The following is a 17,476-nucleotide window of genomic DNA, read 5'->3' on the forward strand; positions in this document are numbered from 1 at the left end:
TAACGATCTGACAGTTAACCAAGATGAGAGCACCGTAGTCGCAATGATTAAACCACTCAGAGTTTTCGCAATCGGGATCCCGCTGATGGCAACGCTATCAGCGTGTATTCCCTCACCCGAACAATTGGAGACCACCCCGGTCAAGGTCCAGACGCCCAAAGGTGTTGTGACCTGTCAGCTTTACCGCCAGGACCGCGTCACCTGGGACCGCGCAATCGATTTTCCGGCCACCAAAATGTCGGTGCCCGAGGCGGATAATTATTGCAGACAGGAAGGCCTGCGCCGGCTTAATCGATAACAATATGGGCGCGCGACTGGTTCGGCGCGCGCCGCACTCCGGATTCTAGCGATTGCGGAACAAGCCGCCCAGTATGCCCCTGACGATGCGGCGGCCAGTTGTTCCTTTCAGCTCTTTGATCACGGCCTCGCTCATGGCTGTGGCGAAGGTATCCTTTTTGCGCGAAAGACGAGAAGACGATCGCCCAACGCGATTGCCCGAATACCTTCGGGCCGAGGCGTATTCGCGTTCTGCCGGGCTCTGCTGTTCCAGAACTTCGTCGGATTCCGCCTGTTCCGCCGCATTCGCAGCGGCATCCGCGCGCGCCTGCAGAATCTCAAACGCCGATTTGCGGTCGATACGCTTGCCGTATTTTGCATCCATCGGCGAAGCTTTGATCACCGACTGACGCTCAGCTTTGGTAATCGGACCAAGTTGAGAGCCCGGTGGCCGGATCAAAGTGCGCTCGACCACGCCCGGAACACCTTTCTTTTGCAACATCGAGGTCACGGCCTCGCCCACGCCCACCTCTCGGATTGCGGTCTCAGTATCGAAAGCTGGGTTTTCACGATAGGTCTCAGCAGCAAGTCGCAGATTCTTGCGGTCGCGCGCTGTGAAGGCCCGCAGCGCATGTTGGACCCGGTTGCCCAGCTGACCCAAAATATCTTCCGGGATGTCTGCCGGATTCTGCGAGATGAAATAAACGCCAACGCCCTTTGATCGGATCAGGCGCGCCACCTGCTCGACCTTGTCCACCAGCACCTTGGGGGCGTCCTCGAACAGCAAGTGCGCTTCGTCAAAGAAGAACACCAGCTTCGGTTTTTCAGGGTCCCCCACTTCGGGCAGTTCTTCAAACAATTCGCTAAGCAGCCACAACAGGAAAGTCGCGTATAGGCGCGGAGAGCCCATCAGCTTGTCAGAGGCCAGAATGTTCACCATCCCCTGCCCGTTCGCATCTGTCCGCATCAGGTCGGCCAGGTCCAACGCAGGCTCGCCAAACAGATTGGTACCGCCCTGGTTTTCCAGAACCAGCAAGCGGCGTTGAATAGCACCGATCGAAGATGTCGAGACATTGCCATAGCGCAGCGATAGTTGGGCGCGATTCTCGCCTATCCAGACCAGCAATGCCTGCAGGTCTTTCAAGTCGAGCAGCGGCATGCCTTCTTCGTCTGCGACCCGAAAGGCGATGTTCAGAATGCCTTCCTGCGCCTCGCTCAGCTCCATCAGTCGCGATAGTAGCAGTGGGCCCATCTCGGTCACTGTGGTCCGGACCGGATGCCCCTGCTCGCCAAACAGATCCCAGAACGTGACTGGACACGCGGCGTAAGAGAATGTGCCGAACCCGATCTTCGCGGCCCGATCCAAAAAAGCCTGGTGTAATTTGTGGGTTTCGCTTCCAGGCAGCGCCAGCCCCGACAAGTCCCCTTTCACATCGGCCAGAAACACTGGAACCCCTGCCTGTGAGAAGCCTTCAGCCAGAATTTGCAGCGTAACCGTTTTGCCCGTACCGGTCGCACCAGCAATCAGGCCATGGCGGTTCGCATATTTCAGCGACAGCCCCTGTGCCACTGAATAGCTGTCGCCACCACCGCCTACGAAGATCTTGTTGTCCATTGAAAATCTGTCCCGAATTCTACCGATCTGCTGCAAGCATACAAAGTTAACCTTTCGCTGCGAGAGTAAATGTTGCTTCTCGTGGCCTGGCTGCGGTGGCAAACTTCCTCCCTGTCGACTGGCCGTGCCTTTGGGCACGGCTTTTTTTTAAATTCTACGAAAACCGAAAGACGCAAGAATAGTTTTTTAGGGTTAGGAGTTGACCAACGGGTTCCCCTTTCGTAACGTCTGCGCATAACTAAGTCGGCCAGTCCGACGGGGAGAAAATATTCAGGAAGGGAGCCGCTCCACCGGCTCCCTTTTTCGTTGCAGATCGCGGTGTTTCCCACGCATTTCGGCAAAAAACGATCAATTCACGGTCTGGAATTCGGATTTACCCTGACACCACTGAATTGCGGTGATAGAGGAAACAAAAAACTGGATCAGTTAGATGAGGCATTCATGATCAGGAAACTTGTCCCTTTTAATGTGGCGGCCGCAGCACTGTTGTGCGGAACAGTATTTGCGCAGGAAACCACACAGCAACCTGAAGCCGGTGCTGAAGCCGAAGTTGGCAGCGATCTGGATCTGGGTGAATCCGGTCCCCGTGTTGGCGAGCAATACGTCAAAGAACAAACGGGTGAATGGAATATTTCCTGCATCAAAACCGAAGGCGAAGACGATCCCTGCGCGATGGTTCAGATCCTCAATAACCAACAGGGTGATCCGATTGCCGAAGTTTCGATCGGAAAACTGCCCGAAGGCGGTGCCGCTGTTGCTTGGGCGAATGTCGTTGTACCGCTCGAAACCCTGCTGCAGGCGCAATTGGCTATGTCGATCGATGGGGCACCGCGCAAGCTTTACAATTATCACCACTGCATTCCGGTTGGCTGCGTGGCGCAACTGGGTTTGACTCAGGGTGATATCGACGCGATGAAATCAGGCCAAAAGGCGGTGCTGTCGCTGGTTCCTGCGCGCCTGCCAGATCAGGTTCTGAATATGGACATGTCTTTGTCTGGCTTCACAGCAGGCTTTGACGGGCTGAATGTTTCCATAAACTAAGCCCCGCAAAAACATCGAATAAGAAAGCCGCCGTGATAACACGGCGGTTTCTTCATATACGCTTCAACGCAAGAACGGCGTTCAGCCCACCAAAGGCGAAAGCATTGCTAAGGGCGACATTAACTTTCGCCTCACGCGACTCGTTTGGCACCACATCCAGCGCGCATTCGGGGTCGGGCTCTTCATAGCCAATGGTCGGGGCGATCACCCCGTCGCGCAGGGCCATGATACAGGCTAATAGCTCAACTGCGCCGGTACCGCCGATCAGGTGTCCGTGCATGGACTTTGTTGACGAAATCATCAGATCGTCGGCGTGTGGACCAAACACACCAGCAACGGCTGCACATTCGGTTTTGTCATTTGCAGCCGTGCCGGTCCCATGGGCATTTATGTAACCCACATCGCTTGCATTCAGCCGTGCATCCGATAACGCCCCGGCCATGGCCCGTGCTGCCCCTTGTTTGCTGGGCATAACTATGTCGGCCGCGTCCGAGGACATGGCAAAGCCCACGACCTCGCACAGGATATCTGCTCCGCGCGCGCGCGCGTGTTCGTATTCTTCGAACACAAAAACACCCGCACCTTCGCCTTGCACCATCCCGTTTCGGTTTGCGCTAAAGGGCCGACAGGCATCTTTTGACATGACGCGAAGCCCTTCCCATGCCTTGACGCCCCCAAAGCACAGCATCGACTCCGAGCCACCGGTCACCATTGCGGGCGCTGCCCCGCTGCGCACCATCTGAAATGCCTGCGCCATCGCATGGTTCGAAGACGCACACGCTGTTGATACTGTAAAGCTAGGGCCTTTGAGGTTGTGCTCCATCGAAACGTGGCTGGCCGCCGCGTTGTTCATCAGCTTGGGCACGACAAAAGGATGCACGCGATTTTTGCCATCCTCGTAAACCGAGCGGTAGTTGTCATCCCAGGTGGAGACGCCACCACCGGCCGTTCCCAGCACCACCCCCGACCGCGCGGCTGTGTCACCCGAGAATACGATACCGGATTGATCGATCGCTTCTTTGGCGGCGGTTAACGTGAACTGCGTGAACCGATCATACAGCGTCATCTGTTGGCGGTTGAAACGGCCCTCGGCCTCAAAACCCCGGACTTGACCACCGATCTTGATCGACAGACGATCCACATCACGAAACTCAAGCTCGGAGATACCGCAGCGGCCCTCACGCATGGCTTCCAGAGTGTCGGGGACGGAATGGCCCAACGCGTTAATGGTGCCAGCACCCGTAATGACGACGCGTTTCATACCGGCGGTCAGACCTTTTCAGACACGAGTTTTTCGATACCCGCAATGATCGCTGTCACATTCGAAATGTCGAAATCGCCGGATGTGGGCTCGTTTGCGTTGAAGGGCACCGTGATATCGAACTCTTCCTCGATGGCAAAGATACTCTCAACAAGACCCAGGCTATCGATGCCCAATTCTTCGAGCGTACTGTCGGGCGTCACATCCGAAGGCTCAAGCACGGCCTGTTCGGCAATGATTGCTATGACGCGGTCGCTGATGCTCATCTCGATCCCCTGATTTTCGCCTTGGGGATGATTTAATCACTTGAAGGCTGTTTGAAAACAGCCTTTTTCAACGCCTCGACGTCGCGCGACAATCGGGGCAGACGACGTTGGGCTTTATATATCTCGGTATGGCTTTCCATTTTAATGCCCGGGTAGCCCATGATCACGCGACCAGCAGGAACATTTGACAGAATCTTGGTGCCGCCACCGGCAATCACGCCATCCCCGATGAAAATATTGTCGACAACACCAGTCTGACCACCCAGTACTACGTTATTACCAATCTCGACCGAACCAGAAACGCCGGTTTGCCCACATAACAAACAATCCTGCCCGACTCGGGTGTTGTGTCCCACGTGGACAAGATTATCCAGTTTCGATCCACTTCCGATTACAGTATTGCGTATGGTCCCGTTGTCGACAGTGCAGTTCGAGCCGACTTCGACGTCGTCGCCAATCTCGACCGCACCCAGCGAATGGATGCGCAACCAGCTTTGCGCCTTTGCATCCCCCTGATCACCCAGAGTTTTCCGCGCATTTTCGGCACCCGAGACTTCTGGTGTGACATAGCTGAAACCGTCCCCGCCGATACGGGCACCCGGCTGCGCGATAAAGCGATCACCGATTTGAGCCCGCGCACCGATGCTGACCATTTCGCGCAGCAGCGCGTTTTCACCAAGCGACGCATCCATACCGATCACGCAATGCGGGCCGATAACCGAACCCGCGCCGACGCGCGCGCGCGCACCGATAACAGCAAGCGGGCCGAGCGATACGTCAACCCCGATCTCGGCGGTTTCATCAATGACAGCCGATGGATGAATTCCCGGCGCAATCCCCTGCCCGCGATCCAGCATCGCGGTGATCCCCGCCATCGCCATGCGGGGGCGTTGCACAAAAATGGCGGCCTCAAGCCCCAGTGCTTTCCAGTCCGCGCCATCCCACAAAACCGCGGCCCGTGCTGTACCGGTCTCCAAGGCTTCAGCATATTTTGGCGACATCGCCATGGCCAGATCGGTTGGCCCGGCATCTCCCGGCTCGGCTGCCCGCAAGATGGTCAGACCAGTCTGGCCTTCTGCGACGACCCCCAGGGAATCGGCGATTTGTTGAACGGTAAACTGCATGTCGGGCGTCCTCGTGGCGGGATTTGCCTCGTGATTACCCTTGAACGTCCGGCAGGACCACCCCTGCCTTTTGCAGCGCTTCCCAGATCTTGCGATCCCGGTCATACACGTCGCGGCGATACTGCACCTCGCCTTTGGGGCCAATATAGGCCGTGCGATAAATCAGATGCACCGGAATTTTTTTATCCAGTTCAACCTTCGTTTCTTTGCCCGTGTTCAGAACGCGGTGGAAAAACGCCTTAGGATCCTCTTCCTGCTTGGCCAGCAGCTTATAGGCAAACTCGAACGGTTGCGCCAAACGGATGCATCCATGAGAGAATGCCCGAACCTCGCGTGCGAACAGAGATTTCTGAGGCGTATCATGCAGATAGATGTTGTACTTATTAGGGAACATGAACTTCACCAGCCCAAGTGCGTTGCTTTTGCTCGGGGGCTGACGCATGGAAAACGGGAAATTACGCGCAGTGAACTGGGTAAAGTCAACCGCTCCACGATTTACCTGACGGCCACGGCGGTCGGTGATCTGGATATGGCCGACAGCATTTGGATTGGCCCGTAATTGCGGCAGATATTCCTTCGTGATGATCGAGCGTGGCACATACCAACTTGGGTTGATCACCATATGCTCCATCTCATCCGAGAACTCTGGGCTACGGCGATCATGTGTGTTTTTGCCGATCACGGCACGAGTCTCAAACGTGACCTGCCCGTCATCGACGATCTTGGCAGAAAAATCGGCCAGATTCACCAGAATATGCCGCTCACCACGGTCTTTGGGTAACCAGCGCTCCCGTTCAAGCGCAACGTAAACAGCTTTCAAGCGGTCTGAAACTGGGCGATTGATCTCGGAAATAGTGCCTTTGCCAGCTACGCCATCCGCCTCAAGACCATGAGCAGCCTGAAAGGATTGCACCGCCGCAAACAGCGCATCATCATAGTTTGGGCTGGCAGTAGGCTTCAGATAACCCATCGCGACAAGTCGATTGCGCAGCCTGATGACACTGTTCCCTGTGTCCCCAAGCTCAAGCTTGGAGACAGGAACGGTCTCGCCCCAGCCACCTTGTGTCATCAACGCTTCCAGCGCCTTCTTCTGTTTCAACAGCGCAAGATACTGGCGCGATTGAGGCATCATATCCCTGAAATAGGTATCACCCTGGCTGGAAACGAGCAGTTCAAGATGCTCTGCGGCGCTGTGTCGTTCCACCGCCCGCACTAGGCCGGGATCAATCTGCGAAGGCGTTACAGAACCGGAATGCAAGTCTCTGGCATATTTGACAAAAACCCGAGTCAGCTCGGCCTCGAGCACGCCCAGATCACGGGTGTTGCGCGCGTCCTGCATCTTTGTCTTCAAAGTCTGGACGTCGTAACGTGCCCCAGGCAATCCATGCAGATCGGTCGTCGAAAGCGCTTCGATCAGGGCTTTGCGTCGTGCAGAATGTTCGGGCGTATCGCCAACCCAAACCGGATCAAACCCGTTTGTGCGATAAAACTCAGCAATAGCCGGGCTGTTGGACACACTTTCCGCAACGGCCAATTGAAACGCTGTGCCATCCGTCCCCGCCTGCGCGACTGAGGCCGAAGCCACAAGGAAAGCGGCGATAAAAACACTTGAACGAGCACGGGTAACAAATGACATAGGATGGCCCTGTTTCTTCAATGACTTGTCACGCCCTATAAGCGGCGTCTGAAAATAATGTTTTGCTGAGCGCCTGATGTCTATTCACAAATTCATCACCAGACCGCTTCTTTGACCCCTGGTGCGCGTTTGCATCGCCGACGCGCGAACTGCGCCAAAAGCAAGCATACTTGCATCAGTTGCGCAAAAAACTGCCGAAATTTCCCCCTTGATTTGACTGCGACCAAAGATTTCTTGGCTGTTGAATCCTACTGTGCCATAAATCCCGCATCTGGGATGGGAAAAAATTAATACGGCGCGCGTAACATCGTGTGCAGGCAGGAACAGTACGGGACGAAACAAAAAATGACCAAGAGCAGTACCTCGGGCCTGACCCGGCGTGCCCTATTGGGCGCATTCGCCGCAACAGCAGTTGTTGCAGCCCCCACATATTCCAACGCAGCAGGTTTCCTTCGCGGCGGAGGTGATATTCGCCGTATCCGCATGTATTCCGGCCGTACCGGTGAACGTATCGATATGGTCTATTGGGTTGATGGCAAATACATCAAAGACGCGGTGAAAGAGGTCAATCACTTCATGCGCGACTGGCGCAGCGATCAAGTCAAGTCAGTGGACCTGAGGACCATCGACATCATGGCGGCCACCCACAATCTTCTGGATGTCAGCGAACCCTACATGCTGTTGTCCGGTTACCGCTCGCCGCAAACCAACGCAATGCTGCGCCGCCGCTCGCGGGGTGTTGCCAAGAATTCGCTTCATATGAAGGGTCAGGCTGCTGATCTGCGACTGTCATCACGCTCTGTCTCGCAAATGGGCAAAGCAGCGATGGCCTGCCGTGCCGGTGGCGTTGGACAGTATTATCGTTCGAATTTCGTTCACATGGATTGCGGTGTCATCCGCTCGTGGCGCGGCTAATCGAGCATTTCATCTTTCGCTTTTGCACAACCCCCATCAGATAGTTCTGGCGGGGGTTTTGTTTTGCCTGGAAAGAACAGGTTCGTGCACCGTCAGTTCTGCGTAATATGACGACTAGCAAGGGTGAAATGGCGCACCTGAGAGGATTCGAACCTCTGGCCTCTGCCTTCGGAGGGCAGCGCTCTATCCAGCTGAGCTACAGGTGCCTTGGCCGTTAGCTACCCTCGTTCCAATCCGGGTGCAACTGCAAATCCGCAGTACGTCAGGCAAACAGATCGTGGGCAAGCTCCAACGCATCGATCAGGGTGTCGACCTCATCCGTCGTGTTATAAAGCCCAAAGCTGGCACGACAGGTAGCAGTGACCCCCAAAAGGTCCATCAGCGGCCCGGCGCAATGGTGCCCTGCGCGCACTGCGACACCCTTTTTGTCCAGAATGGTAGAAACATCATGGGCATGCCCTGCCCCATCCAGAGTAAAGCTGAATATCGCGGCTTTGTTCGCTGTGGTGCCTTGAACCTGCAGCCAGTTCAATCCATTCAACCGTTGCATCGCATAGTCGCGCAAGCCGGCCTCATGCGATGCAATGCTCTCCATGCCAAGGTCCATCATATAGTCAAGCGCCACACCCAACCCGATGGTCTGCACGATGCCGGGGGTTCCGGCCTCGAACTTCATTGGTGGATCGTTGTAGATCACCTGATCCTTTGAAACCTCTTTGATCATGTCACCGCCACCTATAAAGGGGCGCATTTCAGCCATGCGGTCCGATTTGATAAAAATTGCGCCAGAACCGGATGGGCCGTACAGTTTATGACCCGTGATGGCATAGAAGTCACATCCGATGTCATCGACATTGACGGGCATATGAACCGCGCCCTGGCTGCCATCCACCAGAACCGGAACGCCTTTGACGTGGGCGGCTTGCGTGATTGCTTTGACATCAACCACAGAGCCCAGCACGTTCGAGCACTGGGTCACCGCAACCAGCTTTGTCTTGGGGCCAATGGCGTCGATTACCGCCTGAGGGTCAAGATGGCCGGTCGCATCGATGTCGATCCATTTCAGCACCACGCCCTGCCGTTCGCGCAGGAAGTGCCACGGCACGATGTTGGCGTGATGTTCCATCACGCTGAGGACAATCTCGTCCCCCGCCTGCAGGCGTGGCATTGCCCAACCGTAGGCGACCAAATTGATTCCCTCGGTCGTACCCGAATTCAGGACAATCTCATTCTCGTTTGATACGCCCAGAAACCGCGCAACCGTGCCACGGACGGCCTCATATTTCTCGGTCGCGAGATTTGACAGATAGTGAAGCCCTCGATGCACGTTCGAATATTCGTGCGCATAGGCCTGCGTGATCGCGTCGATCACTACCTGGGGTTTCTGCGCGGAGGCCCCGTTGTCTAGATAAGTCAGCGGCTTTCCGTTGACCTGACGTGACAGGATCGGAAAATCTGCGCGGATTTTTTGTACGTCATACATAGACAGGACTTCCCTATACAGACCCGGCGGGGATCAGCCAAAGAACAAACGGGACGGCCACAAGACCAGAGATCAGGATCACCACAAACGATTTTCCCAACGACTGAAATCGATGCGCCTCGTTGAGAAAATGCAAGGTGATGTAAAGGCTAAGACCCAGCATCGCCAGACTGGCCGGTAAGAATAGAAACGGCAGCGCTGCAACCAGCGCTAGAATGATTGCTTGCCCCGCAATTTGCAGGATTTGCAACCAGACAATCAGCGTCATGAAGTCATTGAACGTTCCCGTTCCACCCAGGACGCGGCCCACTAATAGGAACGTCACGACGCTGATCATGATTGCCGCGACGGAAACAAAAAGCGTCCTCGATAGTGGCTCAGCCAGTTGCTGAACATCCGGACTGATAAGCGGCAGGACGAAGCTGGACGCAGACTGGACCAGAGCGTTCAGGATCACCGCGAGAGAGAAGGCGAGCCACAGTACATCCGTACCCAGCCGCAACGCGAGCAATCGTCTTGCGGCTTCGGCTGGATTGGACAGGGTCAGAACGACCAGGTTGAGCAGTGCGGTGGAATTCATTTAGCAGCCTTTTGCGATTGCTTGAGGCCCGACAACCAGAACCAGAGAAAAACCGCAACCCATAACAGCCCCACAAGTGTTTGCGCTGACCCGGGGCCGATGAAACCGGACACCAGCCCATTCAGCAACACCAAAGGCGCTGACGCGAGAAGCGCCCAGAACAAGGCTAGCCGCGCACCATAGCTGGTGCCAACGCCCCCCATCATTCGCGCGATGAAATGGGTGAGCCAAGCAAGAAGATAAAAGCACAATGGCAGAATAAAGACCGAGCCCAACAGGGCCCCGCCCATCAGCATGTTCAGCTCTATTCCTTCCAGATGAGCTCTCCGTGCAAGGCCGGGCAATTGTGCGATAAAGCCTATTACACAGAACGCCATCACAAACGCCAATGCGCGATCTTCGCGCGGCCCCATATCAAGCAGCCGACGCACCACACGCCCCGGTCCGCGATACGTGGCCACGATATCGGTTGTGACAGGCATCAGCGTCGGCGTGCCAGCCAATCTTGCAATCGGGACACGATATCAGCTGCCAGATCCTCGTCCTCGATTTCATCGACGGCTTCAGCCAAGAAGGCCAGTGTCAACATGTCGGTTGCTTCCGCAGTTGGTACTCCACGCGAGCGCAGGTAGAACAAAGCCGTTTCATCAATGGCGCCCGAGGTCGAACCATGCGAACACGCAACGTCATCGGCGTAAATCTCGAGCTCGGGCTTTGCGAGGAACTGACTGTCATCGTCCAGAAGCAGCGACTGGCTGATCTGGTAACCGTCGGTTTTCTGAGCACCTTCCTTCACCAAGATCTTGCCCTGAAAAACACCCGTCGCACCGTTGCGAAGCACCTTCTTGAACACTTGGCGGCTCTCGCAATTCACCGCATCATGGGTGACAAAGACCGTGTCATCATGGAGAAAATCACCGTCTCCAACACACGCACCCGCCACGTGCGCGACCGCATCATCACCCGTCAGTTCGACGACTTGCTCGTTTCGCGTTAAAACTCCGTTCACGGTCAGCGTGAAGGATTTATAGACGGATTCTTTGCCAAGCCGCGAGAACATATGAGTCGCCGCACGGCGTTGATGATCCCTGCCCTGCGCACGGATATGATGCAATGTGCCATTGTCGGCGATATCGATCTCCATACATTTGTTGAAGCGCGAAGCTGCGGGTCCGTTTTCAAGGATCGTGACTTCGGCACCGCTTTCAACCCGAACGACGTGATGCAGGATCGCATCCGACGTTTCAGATTCATGGCGATAAATCAGGTTAATCGGTTTGCTCGGCTTGCCGGATACATGAATGGCAACTCCATCTGACGCATAGGCCGTGTTCAGCGCCGCCAAGGGACGCGCCACTGGATCTTGGCCTTTTGCTTCAAGAACGCCGTATAACTCTTTGGCCCAATGGATATCTTTGCAACAGATATCTTCCAGCCGATCGATCGTTACACCCTCCAGAGACAGATCATCAGACTCTTCCGGGCTGAATACGCCATCAATGAAAACGATCTTCAGTCGGTCGAGCGCGTGGAACAGAGCCGGTTCATCCGTTTTGAACAAAGCAGCACTGGGAGCTTCCGCAGAGACCAGAGTGTCTGGACGGGTATATTTCCAGTATTCATCTCGACGACTGGGCAAACCCATCGCGCGTACACGTGCAATTGCGGCTTCGCGCGCTTTGCGTGTGCATCCCGCATCCGGCATGGTCAGCGCTGCCAGCCGTTCCTCGGTCGCCGTTTGTTTCGCTTGGGGTAATGCCATCAGTTCACCTCGGCCAGGATGTCGGCATAGCCGTTGTTTTCCACTTCCAGCGCGAGTTCGGGGCCACCGGATTTCACGATACGACCATCCGCCATGATGTGAACCACGTCAGGTTTGATGTGATCGAGAAGCCGCTGATAGTGCGTGATAACAAGGAAACCCCGCCCTTCATCGCGCAGGGCGTTCACTCCCTCGGCCACCAGCTTCATCGCGTCCACGTCAAGGCCCGAGTCTGTCTCATCCAGGATGCACATCTTCGGCTCAAGCATCGCCATTTGCAGGATTTCGTTGCGCTTTTTCTCACCACCCGAAAAGCCAACATTGACCGGACGTTTCAACATTTCAGCGTCGATTTTCAGCGCCTTGGCCTTGGCACGAACCTCTTTCAAAAAATCCGTCGCCGATAGCTCTTCCTCGCCACGTGCTTTGCGCTGCGCATTCACGGCGGTGCGCAGGAAGGTCATGTTGCCCACACCGGGAATCTCGACCGGGTACTGGAACGCCAGAAACACACCTGCGGCTGCACGTTCTTCCGGTTCCATTTCAAGCAGATCCTCGCCATCAAGCGTCGCGCCGCCCTCGGTCACCTCATAGCCATCACGACCAGACAACACGTAGCTGAGCGTTGATTTGCCCGAGCCATTGGGCCCCATGATCGCATGCACCTTGCCAGGCTCGACCGTCAGGTCGACCCCTTTCAGAATTTGCTTGTCTTCTTCCTCAAGTTTGACGTGCAGGTTATTGATTTCCAGCATTTTCTGTCCTTTAGCATCTCGCAAGGGGCGCATTGCGACCCCGATAAGTTCTTATCCCAGCACCTTGCGGATCACGCGGGCGATGATCCATCCAAGCAACGCGCCTGCGCCCACTGCCCAAACCGGGTTTATGAAGTCCATGTACTTGGTATTGACGTAAGCAACCCCCAACAGGCCGCCGAGCACCGGCAACGCATAGCCAAGCACGGTCAGGACATCGTCCTTTCGGATTCGCTGTTGGGGTTTTGGTGTCATCAGCCGACTGATCCCTCAAGGCTGATTGCCACAAGCTGTTGCGCTTCCATCGCAAATTCCATCGGCAGCGCCTGCAGAACGTCCTTGCAGAACCCGTTGACGACCAAGGCCACGGCTTCTTCCTCGTCCATGCCACGCTGACGGCAATAGAACAGCTGATCGTCATCCACTTTTGATGTCGTCGCCTCGTGCTCGACCCGAGATGAGTTGTTCTTCACCTCGATATACGGAACCGTATGCGCCCCGCATTTGTCGCCAATAAGCAAGCTGTCGCACTGCGTATAGTTGCGGCTATCCTTGGCCTTTGGATGCATCGACACCAGACCACGATAGGTGTTCTGCGCCTTACCGGCACTGATCCCTTTCGATACGATCCGCGACTTGGTGTTCTTGCCCAGATGAACCATCTTGGTGCCGGTATCGGCCTGCTGCATGTTGTTGGTGATCGCGATCGAGTAGAACTCACCCTGGCTATCGTCGCCACGCAGGATGCAAGACGGGTATTTCCAGGTTACGGCTGAGCCGGTTTCGACCTGCGTCCACATCACCTTGGAGCGATCACCCCGACAATCGGCGCGCTTGGTCACGAAGTTGTAGATACCGCCCTTGCCATTCTCATCTCCGGGGAACCAGTTCTGAACGGTCGAGTATTTCACCTCGGCATCTTCTTCGACGATGATCTCGACAACCGCCGCGTGCAACTGAGCGGTGTCGCGCTGGGGCGCGGTGCAGCCTTCCAGATATGAGACGTAAGAGCCCTTGTCGGCGATGATCAGCGTGCGCTCAAACTGGCCGGTATTTTCAGCATTGATGCGGAAATATGTGCTCAGTTCCATCGGGCAGCGTACGCCCGGCGGGACGTAGACGAATGAACCATCCGAGAATACAGCCGAGTTGAGCGTGGCATAGAAATTGTCCGAGACCGGTACGACCGTCCCCAGGTATTTCTTGACGAGTTCCGGATGCTCTTTGATCGCCTCGGAAATCGAGCAGAAGATAACGCCGGCTTTCTTCAACTCTTCCTGAAAAGTCGTCCCGACCGAAACCGAGTCAAATACTGCATCAACAGCAACCTTACGGCCTTCTGCCGGTGCATTCTCAGCGCCCTCGACACCTGCCAGGATCATCTGTTCTTTCAGAGGGATACCCAGCTTTTCGTAAGTCGCCAGAAGTTTGGGATCGACCTCATCAAGAGATTTGGGTTTATCTTCCATCGATTTCGGACGGGCATAATAATACTGGTCCTGAAAGTCGATCGGCGGGTAGTGCACCATCGCCCATTTAGGCTCTTCCATCTGGGTCCAGCGCTCGAACGCGGCCAGACGCCATTCGGTCATCCACTCAGGTTCATCATTTTTGTCCGAGATCAGACGAACGATATCGGGATTCACGCCTTTTGGCGCATACTCCATCTCGATATCAGTTTCCCAGCCGTATTTATAAGTGCTGACCTCGCGAACCGCGTCTACGGTTTCCTGATCGACACCCTCTTTCACCTGGGTCTGGTCCAAAGCGGCCATAATTCACCCTCCGTCAGATCACGCGGCCCGCGCGCGATGCTTTTTCTCTTTTTCAAGCCACGTTTCCGCGAAACGCAGCACATCTTCTTCTGCCGTCTCTGGCCCCAGCGATACGCGGATTGCGCTGGAGGCGGTCATCTCATCAAATCCCATGGCCGTCAGTACGGCGCTTGCACGAACCTTGCCGCTGGAACAGGCCGAGCCTGCGCTGACCGCAAATCCCGACAAATCCATCTGCATGACCTGGGTCTCACCCTTCCAGCCTGGTGTGGCGAAGCACAGAGTGTTGGGGAGTCGCCCTTGGTCTTTCCCGACAAAAATAGTAGCTTTCGTACCAGCCTCAAGAGCGTTTTCTAGAATATTTCTAAGTTCTGCAACGTTTTCCCAAACGCCATTTGCTAAATCACGGGACGCGGCTTCAGTTGCTGCTCCGAACCCCGCAATTCCAGTGACATTTTCTGTACCCGAGCGACGCCCCATCTCCTGCCCGCCGCCCTTGATTTGCGCAGCAAGATCGGTGCCGCGCTTCATCACCAACGCCCCGATCCCTTTTGGCCCGCCAAGTTTGTGGGCTGAAATCAGCGCCATCTCAGCCCCCAGCCAGTTGAAGGCTATCGGCAACTTACCAAAAGCCTGAGTCGCGTCAGTGACCGCAAGACCGGCAGGCAAAGACTGAACAATCCCGGTTTCCGAATTGGCCAGTTGCAGCGTGGATCGGGACGCCTCCAGAACGTCAACGTGCCCACTCTGGGCCACAGGCAAAACCTCATCAATCCAGGCCCTTACCGCGTCATGTTCAATCGTTGCGCCTTGAAGATCGCGCCCCGCCATGGCCAAAGCCGCTGCCTCCGTCGCGCCGGATGTAAACACGATGTCGGCACCATCGGCCCCAAACGCTGTTGCGATTTGAGCGCGCGCTTTCTCGACCACCGCTTTTGCGGCGCGCCCTTCGGCATGGACCGAGGACGGATTGCCCACCAAATCCATCGCCGCGATCATTGCATCGCGGGCCTCGGGCCTCAGAGCGGCGGTTGCGTTATGGTCGAGATAAACCCGTTTCATAGATGTATCTTTTCCAAGATGGGTTTTGACGGAACACAGAAAAACGTCATCAGATCAATCGTCCACGACTGCGAACAAGCTAGGAACAGCGGGACACGGTGCAAGATCATTCCGAATTACATCCGACAGCCGCGTTTGATGCAGGAATACGTAAACATTCGCGCTCAGGCTTTCCCACAACCGATTGGTCAGTGACTGCGCCCGGCTGCCCGAAGACGCGCCCGAGGCACCTGCCCCCTTGTGCATCGCATCCACCGTCTCATCAACCGCGGCCAGTATCTCGACCACACGGATTTCCGAGGCAGGTCGCGCCAGGCGATAGCCCCCACCCGGTCCGCGTACTGAACTGACCAGATCAGCTCGGCGCAGTTTCACGAAAAGCTGCTCCAAATACGGTAGTGAAATATCCTGACGTTCGGAAATCTCGCCCAACGTGACAAGTTTGTCCGAGGACTGAAGGGCGATATCCGCCAGCGCAACCATCGCATAGCGGCCTTTGGTCGACAGCTTCATTTTGTTTCCTTCAGGCAAGAACTGCGCGAAAACATTGACGTCGCCCGAGCCAGTGCGTATCTCCCACTGACAGCGTTTTCACGCGACACAATGTAATTAGAACCGTTCTAAGGTACCTGAGGATTACCGTCAAGTTAATCTCGGGGCCGACGCGTCAAAAAACAGGACCAAAGCACACATGCCCGAGGTGATTTTTCCCGGACCCGAAGGCCGCCTGGAAGGCCGCTACCACCCGCAAAAGGAAAAAGACGCACCGATCGCTATCGTGCTTCACCCGCATCCACAATTTGGCGGGACCATGAACAACAAGGTGGTCTATAACCTGCATTACGCCTTTTACAACATGGGCTTCACGGTTCTGCGTTTTAACTTTCGCGGCGTTGGTCGCAGCCAGGGTGAGTATGACCAGGGTGTAGGTGAGCTGAGCGATGCAGCATCAGCGCTGGATTACCTTCAGTCGATGAACAACAACTCCAAGCATTGCTGGGTAGCTGGGTTTTCGTTCGGTGCATGGATCGGAATGCAGCTTCTGATGCGCCGCCCCGAGATCACTGGCTTCATCAGTGTATCGCCGCCCGCAAACATGTACGACTTTTCGTTCCTGGCACCCTGCCCGTCTTCTGGCTTGATCATCAACGGATTGGCGGACCGTGTGGCACCACCTGCAGACACTGCGTCTCTGGTCGGAAAGCTGCATGAACAAAAGGGTATCACCATCACCCATAATGAGGTGGAAGGTGCCGATCACTTCTTCCAAGACCGCCACATGGACACACTGATGACAGATGTGACGGATTACGTGAAACGTCGCCTGACAGAGAATACGCGCTGATGTCCGATACCATCACTACCCTGGCCGCCAGATTGGCCGAGGACACGATGAAGGTTATGGACGAGACGGGCGAGGATCGATTCTTTGTGGAGGTTGGAGACGTTCTCGGTGCAGCCTCGCAATCTCTGGAAGAAGCGTTCTTGACCGAAATCCGGGTTAGGCTGGCGGAACGCAAGGCGCGGCAATTCGTGGTGAAAAGACTGTCTGAACATCGATCCAAGCTGAAAGCGATCGAAAAGCAGTAAAGATTGCTTAGCGTCTGAAGAAAAGAAAAGGAGCCCGAAAGCTCCTTTTCGAGGATATCGCTCGGTGGGCGCCTAAACCGGAAAACCTGTGAACCGCTCAACATTCTGGGCTGCATCAATGTCGACGGACCCCCCGTCTGCAAGCCATCCCAACGCCACAATCAAAACCGAAGCGATAATGACCGATTTTGCAAAAGTCGTCATCTTATCAAACTCATTAAAAACACACTAAAAACAATCGAGTGTTTAGCACGAATGCAAAAGCCCGAATAGTCGGGTTTACCTGACCTTTGGTAAAGTTAGGGTTTTGATCATCTGCATCTGAATCCCCTTGC

Annotated in this window: 20 protein-coding genes and 1 tRNA gene; 5 read left to right on the forward strand and 16 right to left on the reverse strand. The window is 55.5% G+C overall.

All coding sequences use genetic code 11. The features are described 5' to 3' along the window. Positions 1 to 85: 85 nt before the first annotated feature. Positions 86 to 298: a hypothetical protein gene (locus tag ACR0I1_RS02675; protein WP_480438555.1), complete on the forward strand. Its 213-nt coding sequence runs from the start codon at positions 86 to 88 to the stop codon at positions 296 to 298. Positions 299 to 343: 45 nt separating this feature from the next. Here ACR0I1_RS02675 and ACR0I1_RS02680 read toward each other — a convergent pair whose 3' ends face one another. Further along, complete coding sequence (locus ACR0I1_RS02680; RefSeq protein ID WP_170636120.1) at positions 344 to 1,891, reverse strand: helicase HerA-like domain-containing protein; 1,548 nt, start codon at positions 1,889 to 1,891, stop codon at positions 344 to 346. 441 nt (positions 1,892 to 2,332) lie between these two features. Between ACR0I1_RS02680 and ACR0I1_RS02685 the strand changes: the two genes are divergently transcribed. Next, on the forward strand, positions 2,333 to 2,932 hold the full coding sequence (locus tag ACR0I1_RS02685) for an invasion associated locus B family protein (protein WP_480704861.1): 600 nt from the start codon (positions 2,333 to 2,335) through the stop codon (positions 2,930 to 2,932). Positions 2,933 to 2,984: 52 nt separating this feature from the next. On the opposite strand, the gene ACR0I1_RS02690 is transcribed toward ACR0I1_RS02685, so the two are convergent. From ACR0I1_RS02690 to ACR0I1_RS02705, 4 genes are read right to left on the reverse strand one after another with little or no spacing between them, the layout of a single operon-like run. Beyond that, positions 2,985 to 4,193: a beta-ketoacyl-[acyl-carrier-protein] synthase family protein gene (locus ACR0I1_RS02690; RefSeq protein ID WP_170562695.1), complete on the reverse strand. Its 1,209-nt coding sequence runs from the start codon at positions 4,191 to 4,193 to the stop codon at positions 2,985 to 2,987. Between the two features lie 8 nt (positions 4,194 to 4,201). After that, positions 4,202 to 4,459, reverse strand: a complete 258-nt coding sequence (locus ACR0I1_RS02695; RefSeq protein WP_170393043.1) for an acyl carrier protein — start codon at positions 4,457 to 4,459, stop codon at positions 4,202 to 4,204. A gap of 32 nt (positions 4,460 to 4,491) precedes the next feature. Continuing rightward, positions 4,492 to 5,583: a UDP-3-O-(3-hydroxymyristoyl)glucosamine N-acyltransferase gene (gene lpxD / locus ACR0I1_RS02700; RefSeq protein WP_170595584.1), complete on the reverse strand. Its 1,092-nt coding sequence runs from the start codon at positions 5,581 to 5,583 to the stop codon at positions 4,492 to 4,494. Between the two features lie 34 nt (positions 5,584 to 5,617). Next, a complete protein-coding gene (locus tag ACR0I1_RS02705; protein ID WP_480704864.1) occupies positions 5,618 to 7,219 on the reverse strand; it encodes a L,D-transpeptidase family protein in 1,602 nt (533 codons plus the stop codon). Positions 7,220 to 7,564: 345 nt separating this feature from the next. Between ACR0I1_RS02705 and mepK the strand changes: the two genes are divergently transcribed. Next, positions 7,565 to 8,134, forward strand: a complete 570-nt coding sequence (mepK, locus tag ACR0I1_RS02710; RefSeq protein ID WP_170393040.1) for a peptidoglycan L,D-endopeptidase MepK — start codon at positions 7,565 to 7,567, stop codon at positions 8,132 to 8,134. 129 nt (positions 8,135 to 8,263) lie between these two features. Here the strand turns inward: mepK and ACR0I1_RS02715 are convergent. The 10 genes from ACR0I1_RS02715 to iscR form a co-directional block, all read right to left on the reverse strand. Then, positions 8,264 to 8,340 (reverse strand) — tRNA-Arg (locus tag ACR0I1_RS02715). A 56-nt stretch (positions 8,341 to 8,396) separates the two neighbouring features. Further along, positions 8,397 to 9,617, reverse strand: a complete 1,221-nt coding sequence (locus tag ACR0I1_RS02720) for a cysteine desulfurase (RefSeq protein ID WP_480704866.1) — start codon at positions 9,615 to 9,617, stop codon at positions 8,397 to 8,399. Positions 9,618 to 9,630: 13 nt separating this feature from the next. After that, positions 9,631 to 10,197: a Yip1 family protein gene (locus ACR0I1_RS02725; protein ID WP_170510265.1), complete on the reverse strand. Its 567-nt coding sequence runs from the start codon at positions 10,195 to 10,197 to the stop codon at positions 9,631 to 9,633. After that, positions 10,194 to 10,679 (reverse strand): YIP1 family protein, encoded by a 486-nt coding sequence (locus ACR0I1_RS02730; protein ID WP_170393037.1) that lies wholly within the window; start codon positions 10,677 to 10,679, stop codon positions 10,194 to 10,196. Before ACR0I1_RS02730 ends, ACR0I1_RS02725 begins: the two co-directional genes overlap by 4 nt. Beyond that, on the reverse strand, positions 10,679 to 11,959 hold the full coding sequence (gene sufD / locus ACR0I1_RS02735) for a Fe-S cluster assembly protein SufD (RefSeq protein WP_170393036.1): 1,281 nt from the start codon (positions 11,957 to 11,959) through the stop codon (positions 10,679 to 10,681). Before sufD ends, ACR0I1_RS02730 begins: the two co-directional genes overlap by 1 nt. Continuing rightward, a complete protein-coding gene (sufC, locus tag ACR0I1_RS02740) occupies positions 11,959 to 12,714 on the reverse strand; it encodes a Fe-S cluster assembly ATPase SufC (RefSeq protein WP_170393035.1) in 756 nt (251 codons plus the stop codon). The genes sufD and sufC overlap by 1 nt, the downstream gene beginning before the upstream one ends. Before the next feature lie 51 nt (positions 12,715 to 12,765). Continuing rightward, positions 12,766 to 12,969 carry a hypothetical protein gene (locus ACR0I1_RS02745; RefSeq protein ID WP_170405842.1) on the reverse strand — a complete coding sequence of 68 codons (204 nt, stop codon included), beginning with the start codon at positions 12,967 to 12,969 and terminating at the stop codon, positions 12,766 to 12,768. After that, entirely contained in the window at positions 12,969 to 14,489 is a 1,521-nt protein-coding gene (gene sufB, locus ACR0I1_RS02750; protein WP_170393033.1) for a Fe-S cluster assembly protein SufB, read from the reverse strand. Before sufB ends, ACR0I1_RS02745 begins: the two co-directional genes overlap by 1 nt. An 18-nt stretch (positions 14,490 to 14,507) precedes the next feature. After that, positions 14,508 to 15,551: a cysteine desulfurase family protein gene (locus ACR0I1_RS02755; protein ID WP_480704868.1), complete on the reverse strand. Its 1,044-nt coding sequence runs from the start codon at positions 15,549 to 15,551 to the stop codon at positions 14,508 to 14,510. 54 nt (positions 15,552 to 15,605) lie between these two features. Further along, positions 15,606 to 16,064, reverse strand: a complete 459-nt coding sequence (gene iscR / locus ACR0I1_RS02760) for a Fe-S cluster assembly transcriptional regulator IscR (RefSeq protein ID WP_170393031.1) — start codon at positions 16,062 to 16,064, stop codon at positions 15,606 to 15,608. A gap of 178 nt (positions 16,065 to 16,242) precedes the next feature. Between iscR and ACR0I1_RS02765 the strand changes: the two genes are divergently transcribed. Both ACR0I1_RS02765 and ACR0I1_RS02770 read left to right on the forward strand, forming a co-directional pair. Then, positions 16,243 to 16,896, forward strand: coding sequence for an alpha/beta hydrolase (locus ACR0I1_RS02765; protein WP_008758207.1), 654 nt, complete (start codon positions 16,243 to 16,245; stop codon positions 16,894 to 16,896). Continuing rightward, a complete protein-coding gene (locus tag ACR0I1_RS02770; protein ID WP_170393030.1) occupies positions 16,896 to 17,141 on the forward strand; it encodes a hypothetical protein in 246 nt (81 codons plus the stop codon). Before ACR0I1_RS02765 ends, ACR0I1_RS02770 begins: the two co-directional genes overlap by 1 nt. Positions 17,142 to 17,213: 72 nt before the next feature. On the opposite strand, the gene ACR0I1_RS02775 is transcribed toward ACR0I1_RS02770, so the two are convergent. Then, a complete protein-coding gene (locus ACR0I1_RS02775; protein WP_255612097.1) occupies positions 17,214 to 17,345 on the reverse strand; it encodes a hypothetical protein in 132 nt (43 codons plus the stop codon). Positions 17,346 to 17,476 lie beyond the last annotated feature (131 nt).

It is taken from the genome of Ruegeria sp. B11 (assembly GCF_056539785.1).